This is a genomic window from Mucilaginibacter panaciglaebae (genome assembly GCF_039539265.1).
GTDB lineage: Bacteria > Bacteroidota > Bacteroidia > Sphingobacteriales > Sphingobacteriaceae > Mucilaginibacter > Mucilaginibacter panaciglaebae.
The window spans coordinates 1-18289 of sequence record NZ_BAABCV010000002.1 but is presented as its reverse complement, the minus strand read 5'-3'; the positions used below and the strand labels follow the sequence as shown (position 1 = coordinate 18289).

Annotated in this window: 16 protein-coding genes; 10 read left to right on the top strand and 6 right to left on the bottom strand. The window is 42.3% G+C overall.

Annotated elements, in window-relative coordinates; all coding sequences use genetic code 11:
* Positions 1-206: 206 nt before the first annotated feature.
* From ABD772_RS02425 to ABD772_RS02415, 3 genes are read right to left on the bottom strand one after another with little or no spacing between them, the layout of a single operon-like run.
* Positions 207-1598 (bottom strand): MBL fold metallo-hydrolase, encoded by a 1392-nt coding sequence (locus tag ABD772_RS02425; protein ID WP_345100835.1) that lies wholly within the window; start codon positions 1596-1598, stop codon positions 207-209.
* A complete protein-coding gene (locus tag ABD772_RS02420) occupies positions 1598-2125 on the bottom strand; it encodes a hypothetical protein (RefSeq protein ID WP_345100834.1) in 528 nt (175 codons plus the stop codon). The genes ABD772_RS02425 and ABD772_RS02420 overlap by 1 nt, the downstream gene beginning before the upstream one ends.
* Positions 2122-2907: an SAM hydrolase/SAM-dependent halogenase family protein gene (locus ABD772_RS02415; protein WP_345100833.1), complete on the bottom strand. Its 786-nt coding sequence runs from the start codon at positions 2905-2907 to the stop codon at positions 2122-2124. The genes ABD772_RS02420 and ABD772_RS02415 overlap by 4 nt, the downstream gene beginning before the upstream one ends.
* A 103-nt stretch (positions 2908-3010) precedes the next feature.
* Between ABD772_RS02415 and ABD772_RS02410 the strand changes: the two genes are divergently transcribed.
* From ABD772_RS02410 to ABD772_RS02395, 4 genes are all read left to right on the top strand, one after another.
* Entirely contained in the window at positions 3011-3973 is a 963-nt protein-coding gene (locus ABD772_RS02410) for a PhoH family protein (protein ID WP_345100832.1), read from the top strand.
* Positions 3974-4112: 139 nt separating this feature from the next.
* On the top strand, positions 4113-5057 hold the full coding sequence (locus ABD772_RS02405) for a phosphoribosylaminoimidazolesuccinocarboxamide synthase (protein ID WP_345100831.1): 945 nt from the start codon (positions 4113-4115) through the stop codon (positions 5055-5057).
* 52 nt (positions 5058-5109) lie between these two features.
* The gene (locus tag ABD772_RS02400; protein WP_345100830.1) at positions 5110-5487 is read left to right on the top strand and encodes an STAS domain-containing protein; all 378 of its coding nucleotides are present in this window, start codon (positions 5110-5112) and stop codon (positions 5485-5487) included.
* Between the two features lie 22 nt (positions 5488-5509).
* Complete coding sequence (locus ABD772_RS02395; protein ID WP_345100829.1) at positions 5510-6421, top strand: ribonuclease Z; 912 nt, start codon at positions 5510-5512, stop codon at positions 6419-6421.
* Positions 6422-6557: 136 nt separating this feature from the next.
* Here ABD772_RS02395 and ABD772_RS02390 read toward each other — a convergent pair whose 3' ends face one another.
* Both ABD772_RS02390 and ABD772_RS02385 read right to left on the bottom strand, forming a co-directional pair.
* Entirely contained in the window at positions 6558-7505 is a 948-nt protein-coding gene (locus ABD772_RS02390; RefSeq protein WP_345100828.1) for an MlaD family protein, read from the bottom strand.
* 133 nt (positions 7506-7638) lie between these two features.
* The gene (locus ABD772_RS02385) at positions 7639-8556 is read right to left on the bottom strand and encodes an N-acetylmuramoyl-L-alanine amidase family protein (RefSeq protein ID WP_345100827.1); all 918 of its coding nucleotides are present in this window, start codon (positions 8554-8556) and stop codon (positions 7639-7641) included.
* A 106-nt stretch (positions 8557-8662) separates the two neighbouring features.
* Here ABD772_RS02385 and ABD772_RS02380 point away from each other — a divergent pair, with 106 nt between their 5' ends.
* The 4 genes from ABD772_RS02380 to ABD772_RS02365 all read left to right on the top strand — a co-directional run bounded on the left by ABD772_RS02380 (position 8663) and on the right by ABD772_RS02365 (position 14702).
* Entirely contained in the window at positions 8663-11482 is a 2820-nt protein-coding gene (locus tag ABD772_RS02380; RefSeq protein WP_345100826.1) for a putative LPS assembly protein LptD, read from the top strand.
* Position 11483: 1 nt separating this feature from the next.
* Positions 11484-12725 carry a competence/damage-inducible protein A gene (locus ABD772_RS02375; protein ID WP_345100825.1) on the top strand — a complete coding sequence of 414 codons (1242 nt, stop codon included), beginning with the start codon at positions 11484-11486 and terminating at the stop codon, positions 12723-12725.
* A gap of 50 nt (positions 12726-12775) precedes the next feature.
* Positions 12776-14203 carry a dihydrolipoamide acetyltransferase family protein gene (locus ABD772_RS02370; protein ID WP_345100824.1) on the top strand — a complete coding sequence of 476 codons (1428 nt, stop codon included), beginning with the start codon at positions 12776-12778 and terminating at the stop codon, positions 14201-14203.
* 154 nt (positions 14204-14357) lie between these two features.
* Complete coding sequence (locus ABD772_RS02365; RefSeq protein WP_345100823.1) at positions 14358-14702, top strand: phosphoribosylpyrophosphate synthetase; 345 nt, start codon at positions 14358-14360, stop codon at positions 14700-14702.
* Positions 14703-14834: 132 nt separating this feature from the next.
* Here the strand turns inward: ABD772_RS02365 and ABD772_RS02360 are convergent, their stop codons facing one another.
* On the bottom strand, positions 14835-15386 hold the full coding sequence (locus tag ABD772_RS02360) for a hypothetical protein (RefSeq protein WP_345100822.1): 552 nt from the start codon (positions 15384-15386) through the stop codon (positions 14835-14837).
* Positions 15387-15509: 123 nt separating this feature from the next.
* On the opposite strand from ABD772_RS02360, the gene ABD772_RS02355 reads away from it, so the two are divergent.
* Both ABD772_RS02355 and ABD772_RS02350 read left to right on the top strand, forming a co-directional pair.
* On the top strand, positions 15510-16769 hold the full coding sequence (locus ABD772_RS02355; protein ID WP_345100821.1) for a M16 family metallopeptidase: 1260 nt from the start codon (positions 15510-15512) through the stop codon (positions 16767-16769).
* Complete coding sequence (locus ABD772_RS02350) at positions 16750-18036, top strand: M16 family metallopeptidase (RefSeq protein WP_345100820.1); 1287 nt, start codon at positions 16750-16752, stop codon at positions 18034-18036. The genes ABD772_RS02355 and ABD772_RS02350 overlap by 20 nt, the downstream gene beginning before the upstream one ends.
* Positions 18037-18289 lie beyond the last annotated feature (253 nt).

Here is an 18289-nt window from a genome sequence, read left to right as displayed (position 1 = left end):
TGTTTCACCGGGGGTGTTTCACTCCAATTTTCAGAAAAGTGGAAAAATAGCTTAATATGCTATGCTACAGTATTTTATAAGGCTTACCTAAAGCTTTGGTACTGTTTCAAAGTGTTTCACTCTATTTTGCTAAGTGGCTTGTTTTAAGATGATTACGTCAAAAAAGTGTTTCAAGTGTTTCATATTTTAAAGTGAAACACTTGCGACTAAATAACATAAGTTAAGCCCTTTTCCGGTATGGTTGCGGTGTAGCCCTCAACAGCCAAACTATCAGCCAGGGCCTGCATGCTGGTATCCTCGCCATGCACCAGGAAAATGTTCAGGAGCTTGTTTTTATCCTGCGACCGGATGTTGTTCATCAGGTCGTCGTGGTCGCCATGCGCACTGAGGACATCAGTTTGTTTGATGGTGGCGTAAACAGCCAGGTCGCGGTCTTTGATGTGGACAATCGAGTCGCCGCGCAACAGGCGGTGCCCTAAGGTCCCTTTTGCGCAATAGCCTATAAAAAGTATAGTACAATAAAAATTTTGGATATTATAAAACAGGTGATCCTGTATCCGGCCGCCTTCCAGCATACCTGCAGACGATATGATAATGCAGGGCTCGTAATAATTGGATACCTGCCGGCTGTCCTGAAGGGTTTCAACATAGGTGAGGTTATCAAACTCAAACTCGTCGCCCTGCGATTTATAAAACGCTTGTGCCTCTGCATTAACCAGGCTATGGTGTTTGCGAAAGACCTCTGTAGCCCTGGTAGCCATTGGGCTATCTACAAAAACCTTAACCGGCGGCAGTAAGCCGCTGCTGAAAATTTTATTCAACGAGTATACCAGCGATTGTGTGCGCCCAATACTAAACGCCGGAATGATCAACCGGCCCTGCTCTTTCACGCAGCATTTGTCAATGATCTCTACCAGCGTTTGCTCAACCGATCTATCTTTGGTATGCAGCCGCCCGCCATAAGTAGCTTCGGTTACCAGGAAATCAACAGGAGGCAAGGGCTGAGGGTCGTCTAATACCGGATAATTCTTCCTGCCAATATCGCCCGTAAAAGCTATCGTTTTTTCGATGCCATTATCGTTGATGTTAAATACAGCCGCCGCTGCACCCAATAAGTGGCCAACCGGTACAAAGGTCAGCTCAATATCGCCGGTAACACGAAATGGTTTATTAAAACCTATGGTCACAAAGCGGTCCATAGCATCCATGACATGTTTTTGCAGATATAGGGGCTGAGCGCTGGTATTGAACTTGCCTTTGCCATGCTTGCGGCCTTTTTCGGCCTTGTTCATAAATATGCTGACCGAGTCAAGCAGAAGCAACTCCGTCAGGTCGGCAGTAGGTGGGGTACATAGTATCTGGCCTTCATAGCCCAGGCGCACCAGCGTAGGTATGTTGCCTGAGTGGTCAATATGGGCATGTGTCAATACAAGCAGATCAATAGCAGCCGGGTCAAACGGAAAGTCCTCGTTTGATTGTATGCTTCGATCTTTTTCATAATCAAGCCCGCAATCTATCAGTATTCTATATTGGCCTATTTCAAGCAAATGCATGCTCCCCGTAACTTGACGGGCAGCACCGTGTATGGTTAATTTCATTAAAGGTTGGTCTCCTTGCGGCGTATCTGGTTTTTCAGCAGAAACAAAATGATAATAACCAGTATAAAGACAATGATCTTAAAGTTAAGCGACGCCTTGTCTTGCAGCTTTATGTTTTCTTCGTTTTGTTTTTTGAGTTTCAGCAGCTGATCCTGTAACCGGTTGATGGTATACATGGATTCAGTAGCAATGTGTTCAGTTTCTTTAGATTGATCCTGAACCTGGTTTTGCTGAAAAGTGCGATACTCCAGTAATATTTTTAGTTCGCGGTAAATATTATTATCTGTTTTAACAATATCCATCAGGATATTATTACTGCGGCGGATGTCTTTCTTGGTTTGCAGCCCGAAGATGCCAGTATGCTTGCTTAAACTTTCGTCATACTGTCCAAACTTTTCTGTACGTACAGCCAACATGGCGTTTATCTTGGCGCGCTGTCGTTGGTAAGCAATCGAGTCGGCTTTGAATTGCGCGGCGGCATTCAAACAAAAGAAACAAAGTAAACAGAACGGTATTATTTTTTTCATGAATGATAATCAAAATCGATAATAACGCTATCGCCTAAATTAAGCCCTAATAAACCGCTTGCATTACCTTTGTTAATGGCAATTTCCAAATGGTCGCTAATACCAAATAAACAGAGTTTTTCTCCTTCGGGTACTTCGCTGTAATGCCAGCTTAGGTGGTTTATGGTTTCATTGCGCTTAAAGTACAAGGTAAACTTTCGGCCCTGTTGTACTTTATTAAAAAACTCTTTGGTAATATTAGTAATAACATTTTGAAAAGAGTCAATATAAATCACCGCGCCTTTGATCAGGCTTTTCTCAATTACGGGCTGCAAATTCATTTTATGTTCGATGCCGGTTACCGGTAAACCTATTTCTGTCAGCTTTTTGCCCTGGGCCAGGTGGCAGGCCGCCTTAACAAAAATATCAGCTAACGGGAAATGTAAAAACTTCAGATCCTGCATGATGTTTATCTCTACAATTTCTTCCGGCTCCTCGTTAAACATCAGCGAAAAAATGCCATTGTCCGAACCTACGAAATAGTGGTTTTTGTACTTGAGGGCAAGATACTTGGTGTCATCGCTATAAACAGTATCAATACCAATCAGGTGCACCGTTCCGTCCGGAAAATAGTGAAAACTATTTTTTAAAATAAAGGCTGCCTGCTGAACATTGTAAGCGGGTACACTATTGGTAATATCAACAATATTAACAGTTGGCAATAACCTTAGTATGCTTCCTTTAAGGGCTGCCTGATAAATATCTTTATCGCCCAAATCAGTAGTTAAAGTTATTATTGCCATTAATTTTTTAAATATTTATTGCTAATCTTGTACAAGCGTTAGACGCTGCAAATATTCAATTTTTAATTCATAAAAATCGGTAACAAAATAATCAAATTTACTATTGAACGAGCTCAAACTATCAATTGAAAATATAAATCCGGCGGTTTTGTGGGGGCCGAATAATGATCACTTTGAGATCATCAAAAAGCAATATCCCAAACTTAAAATTGTTGCCCGCGGCAGCGAAGTAAAGATACTGGGCGATGAGCGCGAATTAGTAGTTTTTGAGGAGAAATTCAAGCATCTGATTCAGCACGTCGAGAAGTACGAAAATCTGAACATCACAGATTTGGAAAGAATACTCGGATCAAAGGTTGATACCTCTGCACCGGCCACCGAACCAGCCGCCGACAAATTTGCCAGCGGCGAGGTAATTGTATTTGGCCCTAATGGGGTAATGGTTAAGGCCCGTACTGCCAATCAGCATAAAATGGTTGATGGCATAAACAAAAGCGACATTATGTTTGCTATAGGCCCTGCCGGTACCGGTAAAACTTATACCGCGGTGGCACTTGCGGTACGTGCCCTGAAAAATAAAGAGATAAAGCGGATAATTTTAACCCGTCCGGCTGTTGAGGCAGGAGAGAACCTGGGCTTTTTACCGGGCGATCTGAAAGAAAAGATCGACCCGTATCTGCGCCCTTTATATGACGCACTGGATGACATGATCCCTGCCGAAAAACTGAAAGTATATCTGGAAAACCGTACTATAGAGATTGCCCCGCTGGCCTTTATGCGCGGCCGTACCCTGGATAACTGCTTTGTGATATTAGATGAGGCCCAAAACGCCACTGATATGCAGCTAAAGATGTTTCTGACCCGTATGGGCCCATCGGCTAAATTTATTGTTACCGGCGACGTTACCCAGATAGATTTACCAAAGAAACAGCAGTCGGGCCTGCATACAGCCCTGCGCATACTGACCGATATCAAAGGCATAGACATCGTATACTTAAGCGGCGAGGACGTAGTACGGCACAAATTAGTTAGAAAGATATTAGCAGCTTACGGAGATATACAATAAAAATCAAGAGTCAAGAGCGGAGACAGGTTGTTGATTCTTGACCCTTTTAATTCTTGATTTAAAAAAATAATTTGAGTTAAGAGATAAGGATTGGAGCTATATATCTTAATTCTTAACTCTTGGTTCTTGACTGTCAAAAATGAACGCAATAAAAGAAACCCATTTTAATTTCCCTGGCCAAACCAGCTTTTATAAAGGCAAGGTTAGGGATGTTTATACTATTGATAATAAATACCTGGTAATGGTAGTGAGCGACAGGATATCGGCATTTGACGTAGTACTGCCCGAACCTATACCATACAAAGGCCAAGTGCTTAATCAGATCGCTGCTAAATTTTTGAAAGCTACCGCTGATATTGTTCCTAACTGGGTGGTAAATGTACCTGATCCGAGTGTTACTATTGGTCGCATCTGCGAACCGTTTAAGGTAGAGATGGTGATCCGCGGCTATTTGGCCGGACATGCGGCGCGCGAATATGCCGCAGGCAGGCGCGAGGTTTGTGGAGTAGCTTTACCCGAAGGCCTGAAGGAAAACGATAAACTGCCTGAACCGATCATCACCCCGACAACTAAAGCAGCGGTAGGACATGACGAAGATATATCAAAAGAAGATATTCTGGCAAACGGCATCGTATCGCCGGAAGATTATGAGAAGCTGGAAAAATATACCCGCGAATTATTTGCCCGGGGTACTGAGATAGCCGCTAAACAAGGTTTGATTTTGGTAGATACGAAGTACGAGTTCGGTAAGGTCGGCGATCAGATCTATTTGATAGACGAAATCCATACTCCTGATTCATCACGTTATTTTTATAGCGAAGGATATAACGAGCGCCAGTCTAAAAATGAGCCTCAAAAACAGCTGTCGAAAGAGTTTGTACGTAAATGGTTGATAGAGAATAACTTTCAGGGTAAAGACGGCCAGACTGTACCTGAAATGACACCTGAAAAAGTGCAATCGATATCAGAAAGATACATTGAACTTTATGAACAGATTACGGGCGAAAAGTTTGTTAAACCTGCTGCCGAAAACGTTTTAGAGCGGGTAGAAACAGCTATAAAGAAGGCATTAATAGCTTTGTAATGTTATTTTCTGAATAATGCATATATTAGCAGTTACAAATTATTGAAGAAAAATGAAGTTTACAGTAGACAAACACGAGAAATATATATTGCTTAAGCTTAACGAGTCTAAGTTAAACTCTTTAATTACACCGCAGCTAAAGTCTGAGTTGATTTTGATCAACACCGAAGGGCAGCGTAATATAATTCTCGATCTTTCTCAGGTAAAATTTGCCGATTCATCAGGCTTAAGCAGTTTATTGGTTGGTCATCGTTTGTGTAAAAATGCTACAGGTTCTTTTATCCTTACGGGATTAAATGATGCTGTGTCCCGCCTGGTTACCATATCACAATTAGAAAGCGTTTTAACCATCGTTCCGACAACAGAAGAAGCTATCGACCTGATCTTTATGGAGGAAATTGAAAAAGAATTAAAAAAAGAAGCAAGATAACACCTTAATTGTTTACCTGATTATGAGATTTGAGGTAACAATTTTAGGCAGCAGTTCTGCTACGCCAATTTATAACAGAAATCCCACATCGCAGGTGCTTAATATCAATGAGCGCCTGTATTTAGTTGATTGCGGCGAAGGCACCCAGCAACAAATGCTCCGCTTCGATGTCAGAGGCAGCCGTATCGATCATATTTTCATTAGCCACCTGCATGGCGATCACTATCTTGGCCTTGTAGGCTTTCTTTCTTCACTTCATCTAAATGGTCGTAAAAAGGCGCTAAAGTTGTTTGGCCCGTTACATTTAAAGGAGATTATTGATCTGCAGTTTAAATACTCCGAAACGGTTTTGCAGTATGAGATTATGTTTTATCCAACCGACCCTAAAACGCCGCAAATAATTTTAGATAATGAGGATGTTATTGTCGAGACTATTCCGCTTGATCACCGCATAGAGTGTACCGGCTTTTTGTTTAAAGAAAAGAAACGCCTGCGTAAATTGATTAAAGAAGAACTGGAGCGCGTTGGCATACCGGTTGAATATTATACCGCCCTTAAAAAAGGTGCTGATTATACTGACAATCAGGGTAGAGTATATAAAAATGATATGCTTACCACTGATTCAGCTGAACCTAAAATTTATGCCTACTGCTCTGATACCAAATATAATGAGCGATACTTCGACCAGATTAAAGATGCTGACTTGTTGTATCATGAGGCTACCTTTTTGCACAATATGCTCGACCGGGCCAACGAAACCCACCATACCACCGCTTTGCAGGCTGCAGAGATAGCGGTTAAGGTGAAGGCCAAAAAGCTGCTGATGGGGCATTTTTCTGCGCGTTATAAGACACTGGACGACTTGTTGATTGAAGCGCAAAACGTATTCCCCAATACCGGATTGGCTATTGAGGGTAAGACCTTTTTTGTATAGTCACCACGTATCCTTAACTTGCCAGGATCCTAAAAAGAGGCATTTAACATCGAATTTGCTCAGCCTGTGAGATGCCGAAATGAGTTCGGTAAGACATATTTATTGTCTAGTTTGTCATCATTTCAGAACAGACAATTTAATCCTTCTTGCCGCCGCCAAAAACCGAGAAATGCACATAACGTTTCGGGTTTTCTTTTAAGTCGATAAACAATAAGTTCAGATTGTCGGAGGCAGCCTGCAGGTTTTTATAAAGTTTATCATCATTGATTAATAAACCCATAGAACCTTTATTGCTATTCATTGCGGCGACGGTTTGTTGCAGATCAGAAATAGCTTTATTAGCATTATCTAACGTTTGCTGGATATGCCCGTTTGCCAGGTCGCCGCTAAACTTTTGAAAGTTATTGGTTACATTGTTTAAACCGGCTGTAGTTACCTTCAGGTTAGCCGATACTGTCTCAGCGTTACTTAATATACCGTTAATATGGCCTGATTGCGCAGCTACCAGGGCATCAATTTTTTTAGTAGTACCTTCCAAAGTTTGTAATGAATTAGCGATGCTGGTGAAACTGCGATCGACATTTTTCTGAAAGTTTGGATTCAGTATTGCATTAATGGCAGCCAGCGACGAATCCAGTTTGGTCATCAGGTTTTCAGCTTTAGTTTGGATAGGTTGCAAACTCTCAGCCAAACTGCCCTGTATATCGGCGCGCAGGGTATCTTTGTTTTCGGCGTATTGCTTGCTGTCGCCCAATAAAAACACAATGGCCTTGCTACCCAGCAGGTCGGTACTTACCAGTTTAGCCAGCGTATTAACCGGGATATTATATTCTGATTCGATTTTAAATTCAACAGTAGTGCGGCCGTCCTCATGCAATTGCATTTTTGATACGTGGCCAATCTGGAAGCCATTTACCAGCACCGGCTTTGATACGGTAAGCCCGTCGACACTCCCATAAACCGCATAATATTTATTAGATCCGGAAAAAACGTCATTGCCTTTTAAAAAGCTGTACCCCAATATAAGTACGGCAATAACAATGGTGGTAAGGGCACCTATTTTAGTCTCGTTTGATATTTTCATATAGTAGATATGTGATGTTAGTTTTGGAGATTAAAGTTGTTAGGTATGAAGCTTTTTAAATTTCCTCACTCATCCGTTGCACATTCTCACATCTAATCCCGATAGCCATCGGGACTCACACCTCTATAACCAATTATCTGGCTACTTGTTCTACATCGGCCTTATAATTCTTAAGCGCCCTGATGATTGAAGCCACAATTTCGTTCTGTCCGGCTTCAGAATTCAGGTATTCTTCATCATCGGGATTATTGATATAACCGGTTTCAACCAATACCGCCGGCATAGCGCTATGGCATAATACCAAAACACCTTGTTCGCGTATACCTTCGCTTGGGCGGCCATCGGTTTCTGTAAACTCGGTATTAATTAAAGTGGCTAAATGTATGCTTCGTTGTCTGAATTTACTTTTATATTGATTGATCAGAATAATTGACTCCGGGTCGTTAGGGTCTAAACCTGAGTTCATCTCTGAACCTTCGCTTTCTTCACCTTCGGCCAGTTGATTCTTGCTTATGGCTCTTTCTTCTTCGCGTCCCCGCCAGGTACCATAAACCAGTAACAGCACACCTTTCCCTGAGCGGTTAGGCACACGTACAGTTTTATAAATAGTTTTGCCATGCCTGCGGCCAACTGCCTCACGCACGGTTTTGTCGGCTAATGAATTACAGTGAAGAGATATAAATAAGTCGCCTTTGCTATCATTGGCAATTTCAGAGCGGCGCTCCCACGAAACGTCATCTTCGTTAGTACGGGTAAGTACGGCTTTTACACCTCCCAATTCTTTTTCTATAGCGGCCTGCAATTTTAAGCCTATAGCAAGCGTTACACCTCTTTCGGTAGAGAAAGATCCAGATGCTCCGTGCGAGAAGTGGCCGGTTCCGGTAGGTTTACCGCCATGCCCCGGATCGATAATAACGGTTTTAAGTTTAAATCCGTTGTTTACAAGGGTGTCTTGTTTTTCTGTTTGAGGTAATGTAAAAGAAAATAACGAAAAGCAAACCGGTAATGCCAATAATCCAAAAATCAATCTTTTCAATGCTTTATTTTTCATTATTTTTGAACGCTGTTAACTATATCTGCAAAAATACTATTCATAATCAAAATTGAAATTCGCCAACTTATTTTTTCTATTTGCACTTATATTAATAGTAGACCTGATGGCCTTTGCTCATAAGGGCAGGGCTACCAAATTTATTACGGATACTATTATACAACTTGACTCAACAAGTAAGTTTCCGCGAATTACCGCTAAATTAAAAAAATCTAAGAGAACCTCTACCGCAAAAAACGATACTATACCAAAAGTTATTGCGGGCGACACCATAAAAAAAGATACCTCGAAAAAACGAAACGCCTCCGGCAGGATAAACTTTACCAGCGACACCGGAAAAAGAGGAACGTTACTTGACACAAACAGGAGGGCAGGACCTGATACTTCAAAAAATGGATCCAATCTGGATACCGATATTAAAGAGGTAGCCGACTCAAGCTTTAATGATATGAAAACCAGCATAAGTTACCGTATAGGCAATGCCCGTGTAACTTATGGCGATTTTGAATTGGATGCTGAATATATTCGTATTGATCGTAAAAATCACCTGATATATGCCAGCGGACTCAGGGATAAAAGAACCGGACGCTATATTGGCCGGCCAATCTCCAAGCAAGGAAAGGATTCGCCAATAACATCCGACTCATTATTGTTTAATTACGAAACAAAAAAAGGTTTGATATATAACCCTTTTACCGAGCAGGATGGCAACTACATTTCGCACGGCGAGGCTAAGAAATTAAATGAAGATGAGGTTGCCTACCACAATATTATCTTCAGTGCCTGCGACAAGCCATCGAAAGGTGAAACCCCGGATTACGGCATTGTAATAACCAGGGGTATAGGCGAGAAAAAGCGTATTATCTCAGGCCCGGCTTATCTCGAAATTGAGGGTGTGCCTATTCCAATTGGGATTCCTTTCGGCTTTTTCCCGAAGCCCAATACCAGAGCCTCGGGTATTATGCTGCCTACATTTGGCGAAGACGCAACATTAGGCTTTTTCCTGCGCGATTTTGGTTATTACATTGGTCTAAGTGATTATGCCGATCTAACCAATCTGGGTACCTATTACTCAAACGGTTCGTACGAGGTGAGCAGTTCACTTAATTACATGAACCGGTATAAATACAATGGTAATTTAACATTAGCTTATAGCTCGCATAACTATGGTTTAGCCGGCGACCCGCCGCATAAAGATTTTCACGTTAACTGGCAGCATTCACAAAATCCAAATGCAAGTCCGGGTAGTACTTTTAGCGCTTCGGTAAACGCCGGTACGTCAAGTTTTTACCAGAATAACCCTGCGTCAACCGGCTATAACCTGCAACAGTTAACACAAAATAACCTGCGTTCAAGTATATCATACTCACGTACTTGGGCCGGTACACCGTTTAACCTAACTACCAGTATAGACCATAGCCAGGATCTGACAAATAAAACGGTGTCGTTAACTTTACCCAATGTTAACTTTAGTATGACAAGTATTAACCCTTTTGACTCAAAAGACCATGTTGATGAGCAAAAGTGGTATCAGAAAATCACGGTCGCCTATAACATGACGGCTACCAATACACTCACCAACATACCTGAGTCGCAGTTGTTTAAAGGCGAGACACTTACCAAGCGTATGCAAAACGGCATACAGCACCAGATACCATTAGGTCTTAGTCTAAATGTATTGAAATATTTTCAGTTTAACATCAATGCCAATTATACAGAGCGCTGGTATTTTCAATCTATCAACAGGCATTATGCCCGTGCAGACTCATTGGCTACTGATACACTACCGGGCTTTAAACGTGCGGGCAATTATAACCTGAGCACGGGCTTGTCGACCAAGCTTTACTGGACACCAACCTTTAAAAATGGTAAACTTAAAGCTATTCGTCATGTCATAACACCAAATATCAGCTTTAGTTACTCGCCGGATTACTCAAGCCTTGACCGTCCGTATAACAGAATTATTGTTAGCAACGCTACAGTACCTTACCCTGTGATTTACCAGCGTTATTCTATTTTTTCAAACTCACCTTTTGGATATCCGCAGGGTGGTACGCAAGCCGGTTTAAACTTTAGTGTCGATAATACCCTCGAGGCAAAATTCAGGCCCAAAAGTACAGATACCTCGCAAACCGAAAAAAAAGTGCAGCTACTGCAAAGTTTGTCATTTTCAACTTTTTACAACTTTGCGGCCGATTCATTTAAGCTGACGCCCATTTCCCTTTCTGGGCATACCGCCTTATTTGGCGATAAGGTAAACGTAAGTTTCGGCGGTAGCTTTGACCCGTATGTAACTAAAGTGTACGATACGATAGCCAATGGTCGCGTGTTTGCTTATCCGCGTAGATTTAATAGATATACCTGGATGGATGGCAAAATACCTAAGCTTACTAATTTTAACTTTTCTGTAAGTGGTACGCTTAACCCTGCGGCGTTTCATCCGTCGGCAAATAATAATAATAATGTAATGCCGGGTGCGTACAATCCTAATTTACCTAATACTGCGGCCAATGTAACAGAAGCACAGCGGCAAAGCCTGGCCTTATTAAATAGTGACCCCTCTGCTTACGTGGATTTTAACATCCCCTGGAATTTGGTCATCAATTATAACTTTAGCTATGGTGACAATTATGTAACATCTTCGCATGTTAATACGGTTATGCTCAGCGGCGATTTTAGCCTCACGCCTAAGTGGAAGATACAGTTTAACACCAACTACGATTTGCAAGCCAGGCAGCTAAGTAGTGCCACCTCATTTGCAATTTACCGCGATTTGCATTGCTGGGACTTGTCTATAAACTGGTTGCCGTTTGGGTTCTATAAATCATATAACATTACATTAAAGGTTAAGTCAGACATTTTGCAGGCATTAAAACTGAGCAAGCGTAGCGACTACACCAGCAACGCAAATTTTAATAACTACTAACATGCTTGCCGAGATCATAACCATAGGCGACGAGATATTGATTGGGCAGATTGTTGACACCAATTCTGCCTGGATGGCTCAGCAGTTAAACAATGCAGGTATCCGTGTAAAGCAAATATCGTCGGTTTCTGATGACAGGCAGCACATCCTTACAGCACTTAAAGAAGCCAGCGAACGTGCCAACCTGATTTTTATAACCGGCGGGTTAGGCCCTACAAAAGACGATATTACCAAAACCACGCTGGCCGAATACTTTGGCGTGGGTATGGTCGAAAATAAAGAGGCGTTGGACAACGTGCTGCGTATTTTTGCAAAGTACGATCGGCCAATGCTTGACATTAACAGACTACAGGCGCAGATACCCGAAAATTGTGAAGTGATAGTCAATAAAAACGGTACAGCGCCGGGTATGTGGTTTGAGGTTAATGGTAAGATATATGTATCGATGCCGGGTGTGCCTTTTGAGATGATGTATATGATGGAGGAGGATGTGATTCCCCGGATCAAAACCTTATTTAAGCTTCCGGCAATCATTCATAAAACTATATTGACGGTGGGCGAGGGCGAATCATTCCTTGCCGCGCGCATTGCCGATATTGAAGATTCATTACCCAAACATATTAAACTGGCCTATTTACCCAAGCTTGGCCAGGTACGCCTCAGACTAAGCGGACAGGGGGAGGACGAAAAACAACTTAGCACGGAAATTGAACATTACACCGCAAAAATTGTTGAACGGGTAGGTAACCACGTAGCAGCCGAAGAGGATATAACCCTCGAAAAAACAATACTGAATTTTATGGCAGAACGCGGGCTCACCTTGTCAGCTGCCGAAAGTTGCACCGGGGGGTATATTTCGCATTTATTTACTCAGCATCCGGGTTCGTCAAAGGTGTTTTTGGGCGGGGCTGTTTCTTACGCTAACCAATTAAAAGAAAGCATCCTTAGTGTAAAACACGAAACGCTGGAGACATATGGTGCCGTAAGCGAGGAAACTGTTGTTGAGATGGCTGAAGGCGCGCTACGCAATTTTAAATCTGATTACGCTATTGCCGTTACCGGCATAGCGGGCCCGGACGGCGGGACACCCGATAAACCTGTAGGTACGGTTTGGATAGCAGCTGCATCAGCTCAAAAAACAGTGCGAAAGAAATTCACATTCGGAAGTAAGAGGCTTCAAAACATCGAAAGGAGCGCCTCAGCAGCATTATTTATGTTGAATACTTTACTAAAGGATGTTTAAAAGTAAGCTACAGATTTTCTAATTTTGACCAAAGAACTATATTTTAACGTATGGCTAAATATCAGCTGTTATTGCCAAAGATGGGTGAGAGTGTTGCAGAGGCAACAGTAATTAAATGGATAAAAAATCCAGGCGATTATATAGAAGCCGATGACGCGGTAATGGAGATTGCCACTGATAAAGTTGACTCCGAAGTTCCATCGCCTGTATCGGGTAGATTAGTAGAACAACGTTATAAAGAAAACGATGTAGTACAGGTGGGTTCAGTGATAGCCATTATTGAAACTGATGAACCTGAAAAAACAGCGCCTGCGCCCATAGCGGCTTCAGCGCCGTCTGCACCGCAGCCCGCACCTGCATCCGCTCCGAATCCGGAACCGCAAAACATACCGGGTGTTGACCAGTTAGCAACAAGGCCGCAAGCGGCACCGTCGCCACCAACAATAAACGATGCCAGGGGCAGCACCCGATTTTATTCGCCTTTAGTTAAACATATCGCGCAGCAAGAAAACATTAGCCAGGCCGAATTGGACAGTATTCCGGGCAGTGGTGCCGATGGACGTTTAACAAAAGACGATTTATTAGCTTACGTAAAAAACAGAACTGGTAGCCCTGCTTCAGCTCCGGTTCATCAGACGCAACAAAGCGGAATGTCTAATGGGGCTTCAACTGCTGCGCAGCAAGCACCACCACCTGCCGCGCCAAAACAAGAAGCACCGGTGTCTGGCCAAACCCGGGCAGAACACTCAAAGTCATTGACAGCCAGTGGCGCCGACGAAATTATAGAAATGGACCGTATGCGCCGCTTAATTGCCGAGCATATGGTAATGAGCAAGCATACTTCGCCGCACGTAACTTCATTTGTTGAGGCCGATGTTACCGGCCTGGTATTATGGCGCGAAAAAATAAAGAACAGTTTCGAAAAACGTGAAGGCGAAAAGATCACTTTTACGCCAATTTTTATAGAGGCTGTTGTAAAGGCCATTAAAGATTATCCGATGATCAATATATCGGTTAACGGTACGCAGATCATTAAAAAGGCAAGTATCAATATAAGTATGGCTACCGCATTACCCAATGGTAATCTTATTGTTCCGGTAATTAAAAAGGCTGAAGAACTGAATCTTTTAGGCTTAACCAAAGCAGTGAACGGCCTTGCTAACAAAGCCCGAACCGGTAAACTACAACCAGACGACGTGAAGGACGGGACTTTCACCATTACTAATGTCGGTACTTTTGGTAACCTGTCGGGCACGCCTATTATTAATCAACCGCAGGTAGCAATTTTAGCAGTGGGCACTATCAAGAAAAAGCCTGCTGTTATTGAAACCCCTGAAGGTGACGTAATAGCAGTAAGACACCTCATGATGATGTCGTTATCTTATGACCATCGGGTGGTCGACGGCGCTTTGGGGGGCTCTTTCCTGAGCCGGATAGCGTATTATCTGGAAAATTGGGACGCAAACAGACAGGTTTAATGTCTTAACTCATGAGTCTTAATCGATAGTCGTTCGGTTTACGATTTTAAGACTCATGACTCAATAAATTCTTCCCGAAAAATCAAACAAGCATCCTCCTTTGTTGGTTTACATAAAGGCAGTCTGGTACTGCCTGTACTTAAACTAAACAGCCATGGAAAATTATGAAACCTTAGTGGATGCCACTAATGATTTAATGAAACGGGGATATACCGCCAACCTGAGTATGGAAGGCGACACTATTGACGATAAGTCAAGAAATATACATATGACTGCGGATGATTTCTCTATCGATGAGTTTTACCGCTTTGAAGGGCCAAGCAATCCGGCCGATATGTCAATTGTTTATGCTGTGAGTTCGCCAAAGTATGACCTTAAGGGAATTATTGTAAATGCTTACGGTGCTTACGCAAATGATAGTTCATCGGCTATACAGGCCAAGCTGCATCATCACATGGTGAGCCATAACCTGCACAGCAGCGACAGGCCGCAGGCGTAATTGGATAAGAATTGTCATTGCGGGGAGGGACGACGCAATCGCACGCGTAAAGGCCTCCTTGCAATCACCACGCTAAGAAATCGTGATTACAACCGGATTAAAAGGGAATCTTAACAAGAAAAGGAGGGCTTTTTAACTCAACCCCTTCAATAGCTTCTTCCCCCGTGTCTGTATCGCCGCAGATCCATCGCGCATTAAAAATTCCAATTGATTTTGTAGTTCATGCCTGATCCAATCATGTTGATGGCGCAGGTTAAACAAAGCTTCGGCAGCAAAAACCTTTACGGCTATTTTAACTTTGGTGTCTATCATCCAGTCAAACAGCTGCTCAACCACAGGTTCTGTGTTTAACTGCGCTAATTGATCTTTAATTGCCTCGGGTGCTTTTGGCGATGTAGCGTACATTACAATCCTGGCATAATGTCGTTTAACGCCCGGCCCCGTAATAGCAGGCAGGGCGTTTAATATATCTCCCAGTTGTAACGCGTAACCCTGGGGTTGCTGCAGGTACAGGTTCTCTAATATCCAGGCCGCTCTAAAAGCAATGGCCTCGTCATGATGATGAGTGACAGCGATCAGATCGCCCAGGTTAAACTGTTCGTTTTTTAATATTCCACTTAGCTCAAGCACTTTCAACTTGCCAAAGGTTTCTTTGATGCGTTCGATGAGTTGATTTTGATTCATAATTGAAAATGACGGCTAATATGCTGAGATCGAATCATCCAATGTTCAAATTCTTAAAATTAATTACTAAGCGTCTAAAAAATTATACATTTGTTCACTCCATTTTACAACTACTAAATATACATGGTTAAATTCAACCGTTTCACATTAAACAATGGCCTGCGGGTTATTGTCCATGAAGATAGCACAACCCCAATGGCCGTAGTCAACATTTTATATGATGTTGGCTCGCGCGACGAAAACCCTGAACAGACCGGCTTTGCCCATTTATTTGAACATTTGATGTTTGGCGGATCGGTAAATATTCCGAACTACGACGGACCGCTGCAAAGTGTAGGAGGTGAAAACAATGCGTTTACCAGTAACGATATTACCAACTATTATATAACCCTGCCCTCAGTAAATTTAGAGACCGCCTTCTGGCTGGAAAGCGACCGTATGCTAAGCCTGGCCTTTAGCAAGAAAAGCCTCGAGGTACAGCGCAATGTAGTGATTGAAGAGTTTAAACAACGTTATCTGAATCAGCCCTACGGCGATGTCTGGCTGAAGCTACGCCCTATGGTTTATAAAAAACATCCGTACCAATGGGATACCATCGGAAAGAACATTGAGCACATTGCTGATGCCAGGATTGAAGATGTTAAAGCCTTCTTTAAAAAACATTATAACCCGCAAAATGCCATTATGGTAGTAGGGGGTGATGTTAAGTTCGACCAGGTAAAACAACTGGCCGAAAAATGGTTTGGCCCGATTCCTGCCGGAGAGAAATATCACCGCAACCTGCCGCAAGAGGATGAACAGCACGAAGTACGCCGAGATACGGTAACTGCTAAAGTCCCTGTAAACGATATTTATATTGCTTTGCAGATGCCGGGCAGGCGCGAAAGGGAATTTTACGCTATCGAGCTGATATCTGATATACTTTCGCGTGGTAATTCATCACGTTTATACCGTACGTTGGTTAAAGATAAGCAACTGTTCAGTGAGGTACATGCTTATGTATTTGGTAGCCTGGACAAAGGCATGTTTGTATTAGAGGGTAAACCAACTGAAGGTGTATCCATAGAAGAAGCTGAAGCAGCGATATGGGAAGAAGTAACAAAGTTAACTACTGAGGAAGCACCCGTAGATGAGTTAACAAAGGTGCAGAACAAAACCGAGTCGACCATGATATTTTCTGAGATGTCATTGTTGGACAAAGCCATGAATCTGGCTTATTATGAGCTTTTAGGCGATGCCGAAATGTTTAACCGGGAAACGGAAAAATTCCTGGCAGTGACGCCTGCTGAAATTAAAGAAGAAGCTATCAAATTGTTTAGAAAAGATAATTCATCAACATTAATCTACCTCGCCGAGGAAACCAATGACCAATACATTAGATAGAAAAACGGCCCCTCAATCAAGGGCTATTGAACATATAAACCTGATAAGTCCAAAAAAAACAACGCTGCCTAACGGTTGCAATTTGTTTACTTTTAATTCGGGCGATCAGGAATTGGTACGTATTGAATGGATATTCAATAATCTGCGTTTTGATCCGGCAAAGCCATTATTAAATACCGCGGTAAACACCATGCTTACTGATGGTACTGAAAACCTCACAGCCGCTGAAATTGCCGATAAAATTGATTTTTACGGTGCATTCTTATCTGTTGATTATGGCTTTGAGCAGTCGCAGGTAACTTTGTATTCATTAACCAAACACCTGGGCAAAACGTTGCCTGTAGTTAAGGATATCCTGACCAACTCCATCTTTCCGCAGAAAGAATTGGATACTTACATTCGCAACCAGCAGCAAAAATTACAGGTCAACCTGAAAAAGAATGATGTGGTGGCTCGCCGTACTTTTAATAAAGCTTTGTATGGCGACACCATCTACGGCCTCAATGCCGAGGTAGAAACTTATAACAGCTTAAAACGCGAAGATCTGTTGGCGCATTATAGACAGATGTACCAGCCGTCAAACTGTACGCTGATCATAGCAGGCAAAGTTGATTTATCGGCTGTCGAACTACTAACAGATATCTTTGGTAACGATTGGAAAGACCAGTCGATACAGGCTGATATTACTCAACCTGACCTAAAGAGAGCGGCCGCGATCTTTTACTTCGTTGAGCGCCCGGAAGCACTGCAATCGGCTATACGCATAGGTACACCTTTTATCAACAGGCATCATCCTGATTTCCCGGCGGTGCAGGTTTTAAACACAGTATTGGGTGGTTATTTTGGCTCAAGGCTGATGAATAACATCCGTGAAGATAAAGGCTATACTTATGGTATTGGTTCGGGTTTGGTTTCTTATCGTCAGGGTGGTGCCTTATTTATTGCTACGGAGGTAGGAGCCGAGGTTTGCAAGGCCGCTGTTACAGAGATAGAAAAAGAGATCAATCGCCTTAAAACAGAATTAATACCTGATGATGAGCTGAACCTGGTACGTAATTACATGATGGGTTCATTATTGGGCAGCCTGGAAAATGTATTCTCGCACGCTGATAAATTCAAGAACCTGTATTTTTCAGGTATGGGTTATGATTATTATGATCGTTATACCGAGGTAGTTAAGCATGTTACTGCTGATGAGTTGCTGAACCTGGCTATAGCGTATTTCGACTTTGAGAAATTTTATAAGGTAATTGTAGGTAAATATTAATGCTATTTGTTCATTTGATGATTGGTGGGGAGAAATCTATATGCCAGAAAATCAATTTATATATAGATTTCCCCATCAGTAAATGATAGCTTTAAATCAATTTCCCCTGATCCAGACCCTGACTTAAAAGTCTGACTTGTCCTGAAATAGGTTTACAATTAAAAGTGTAAACGATGAACAAAAGTAAAGAAGAAAAGATCTTGCATGATCATTTAACGTTGGGTCTAACATTTCGTAGCTTAGCGTTAAAGTA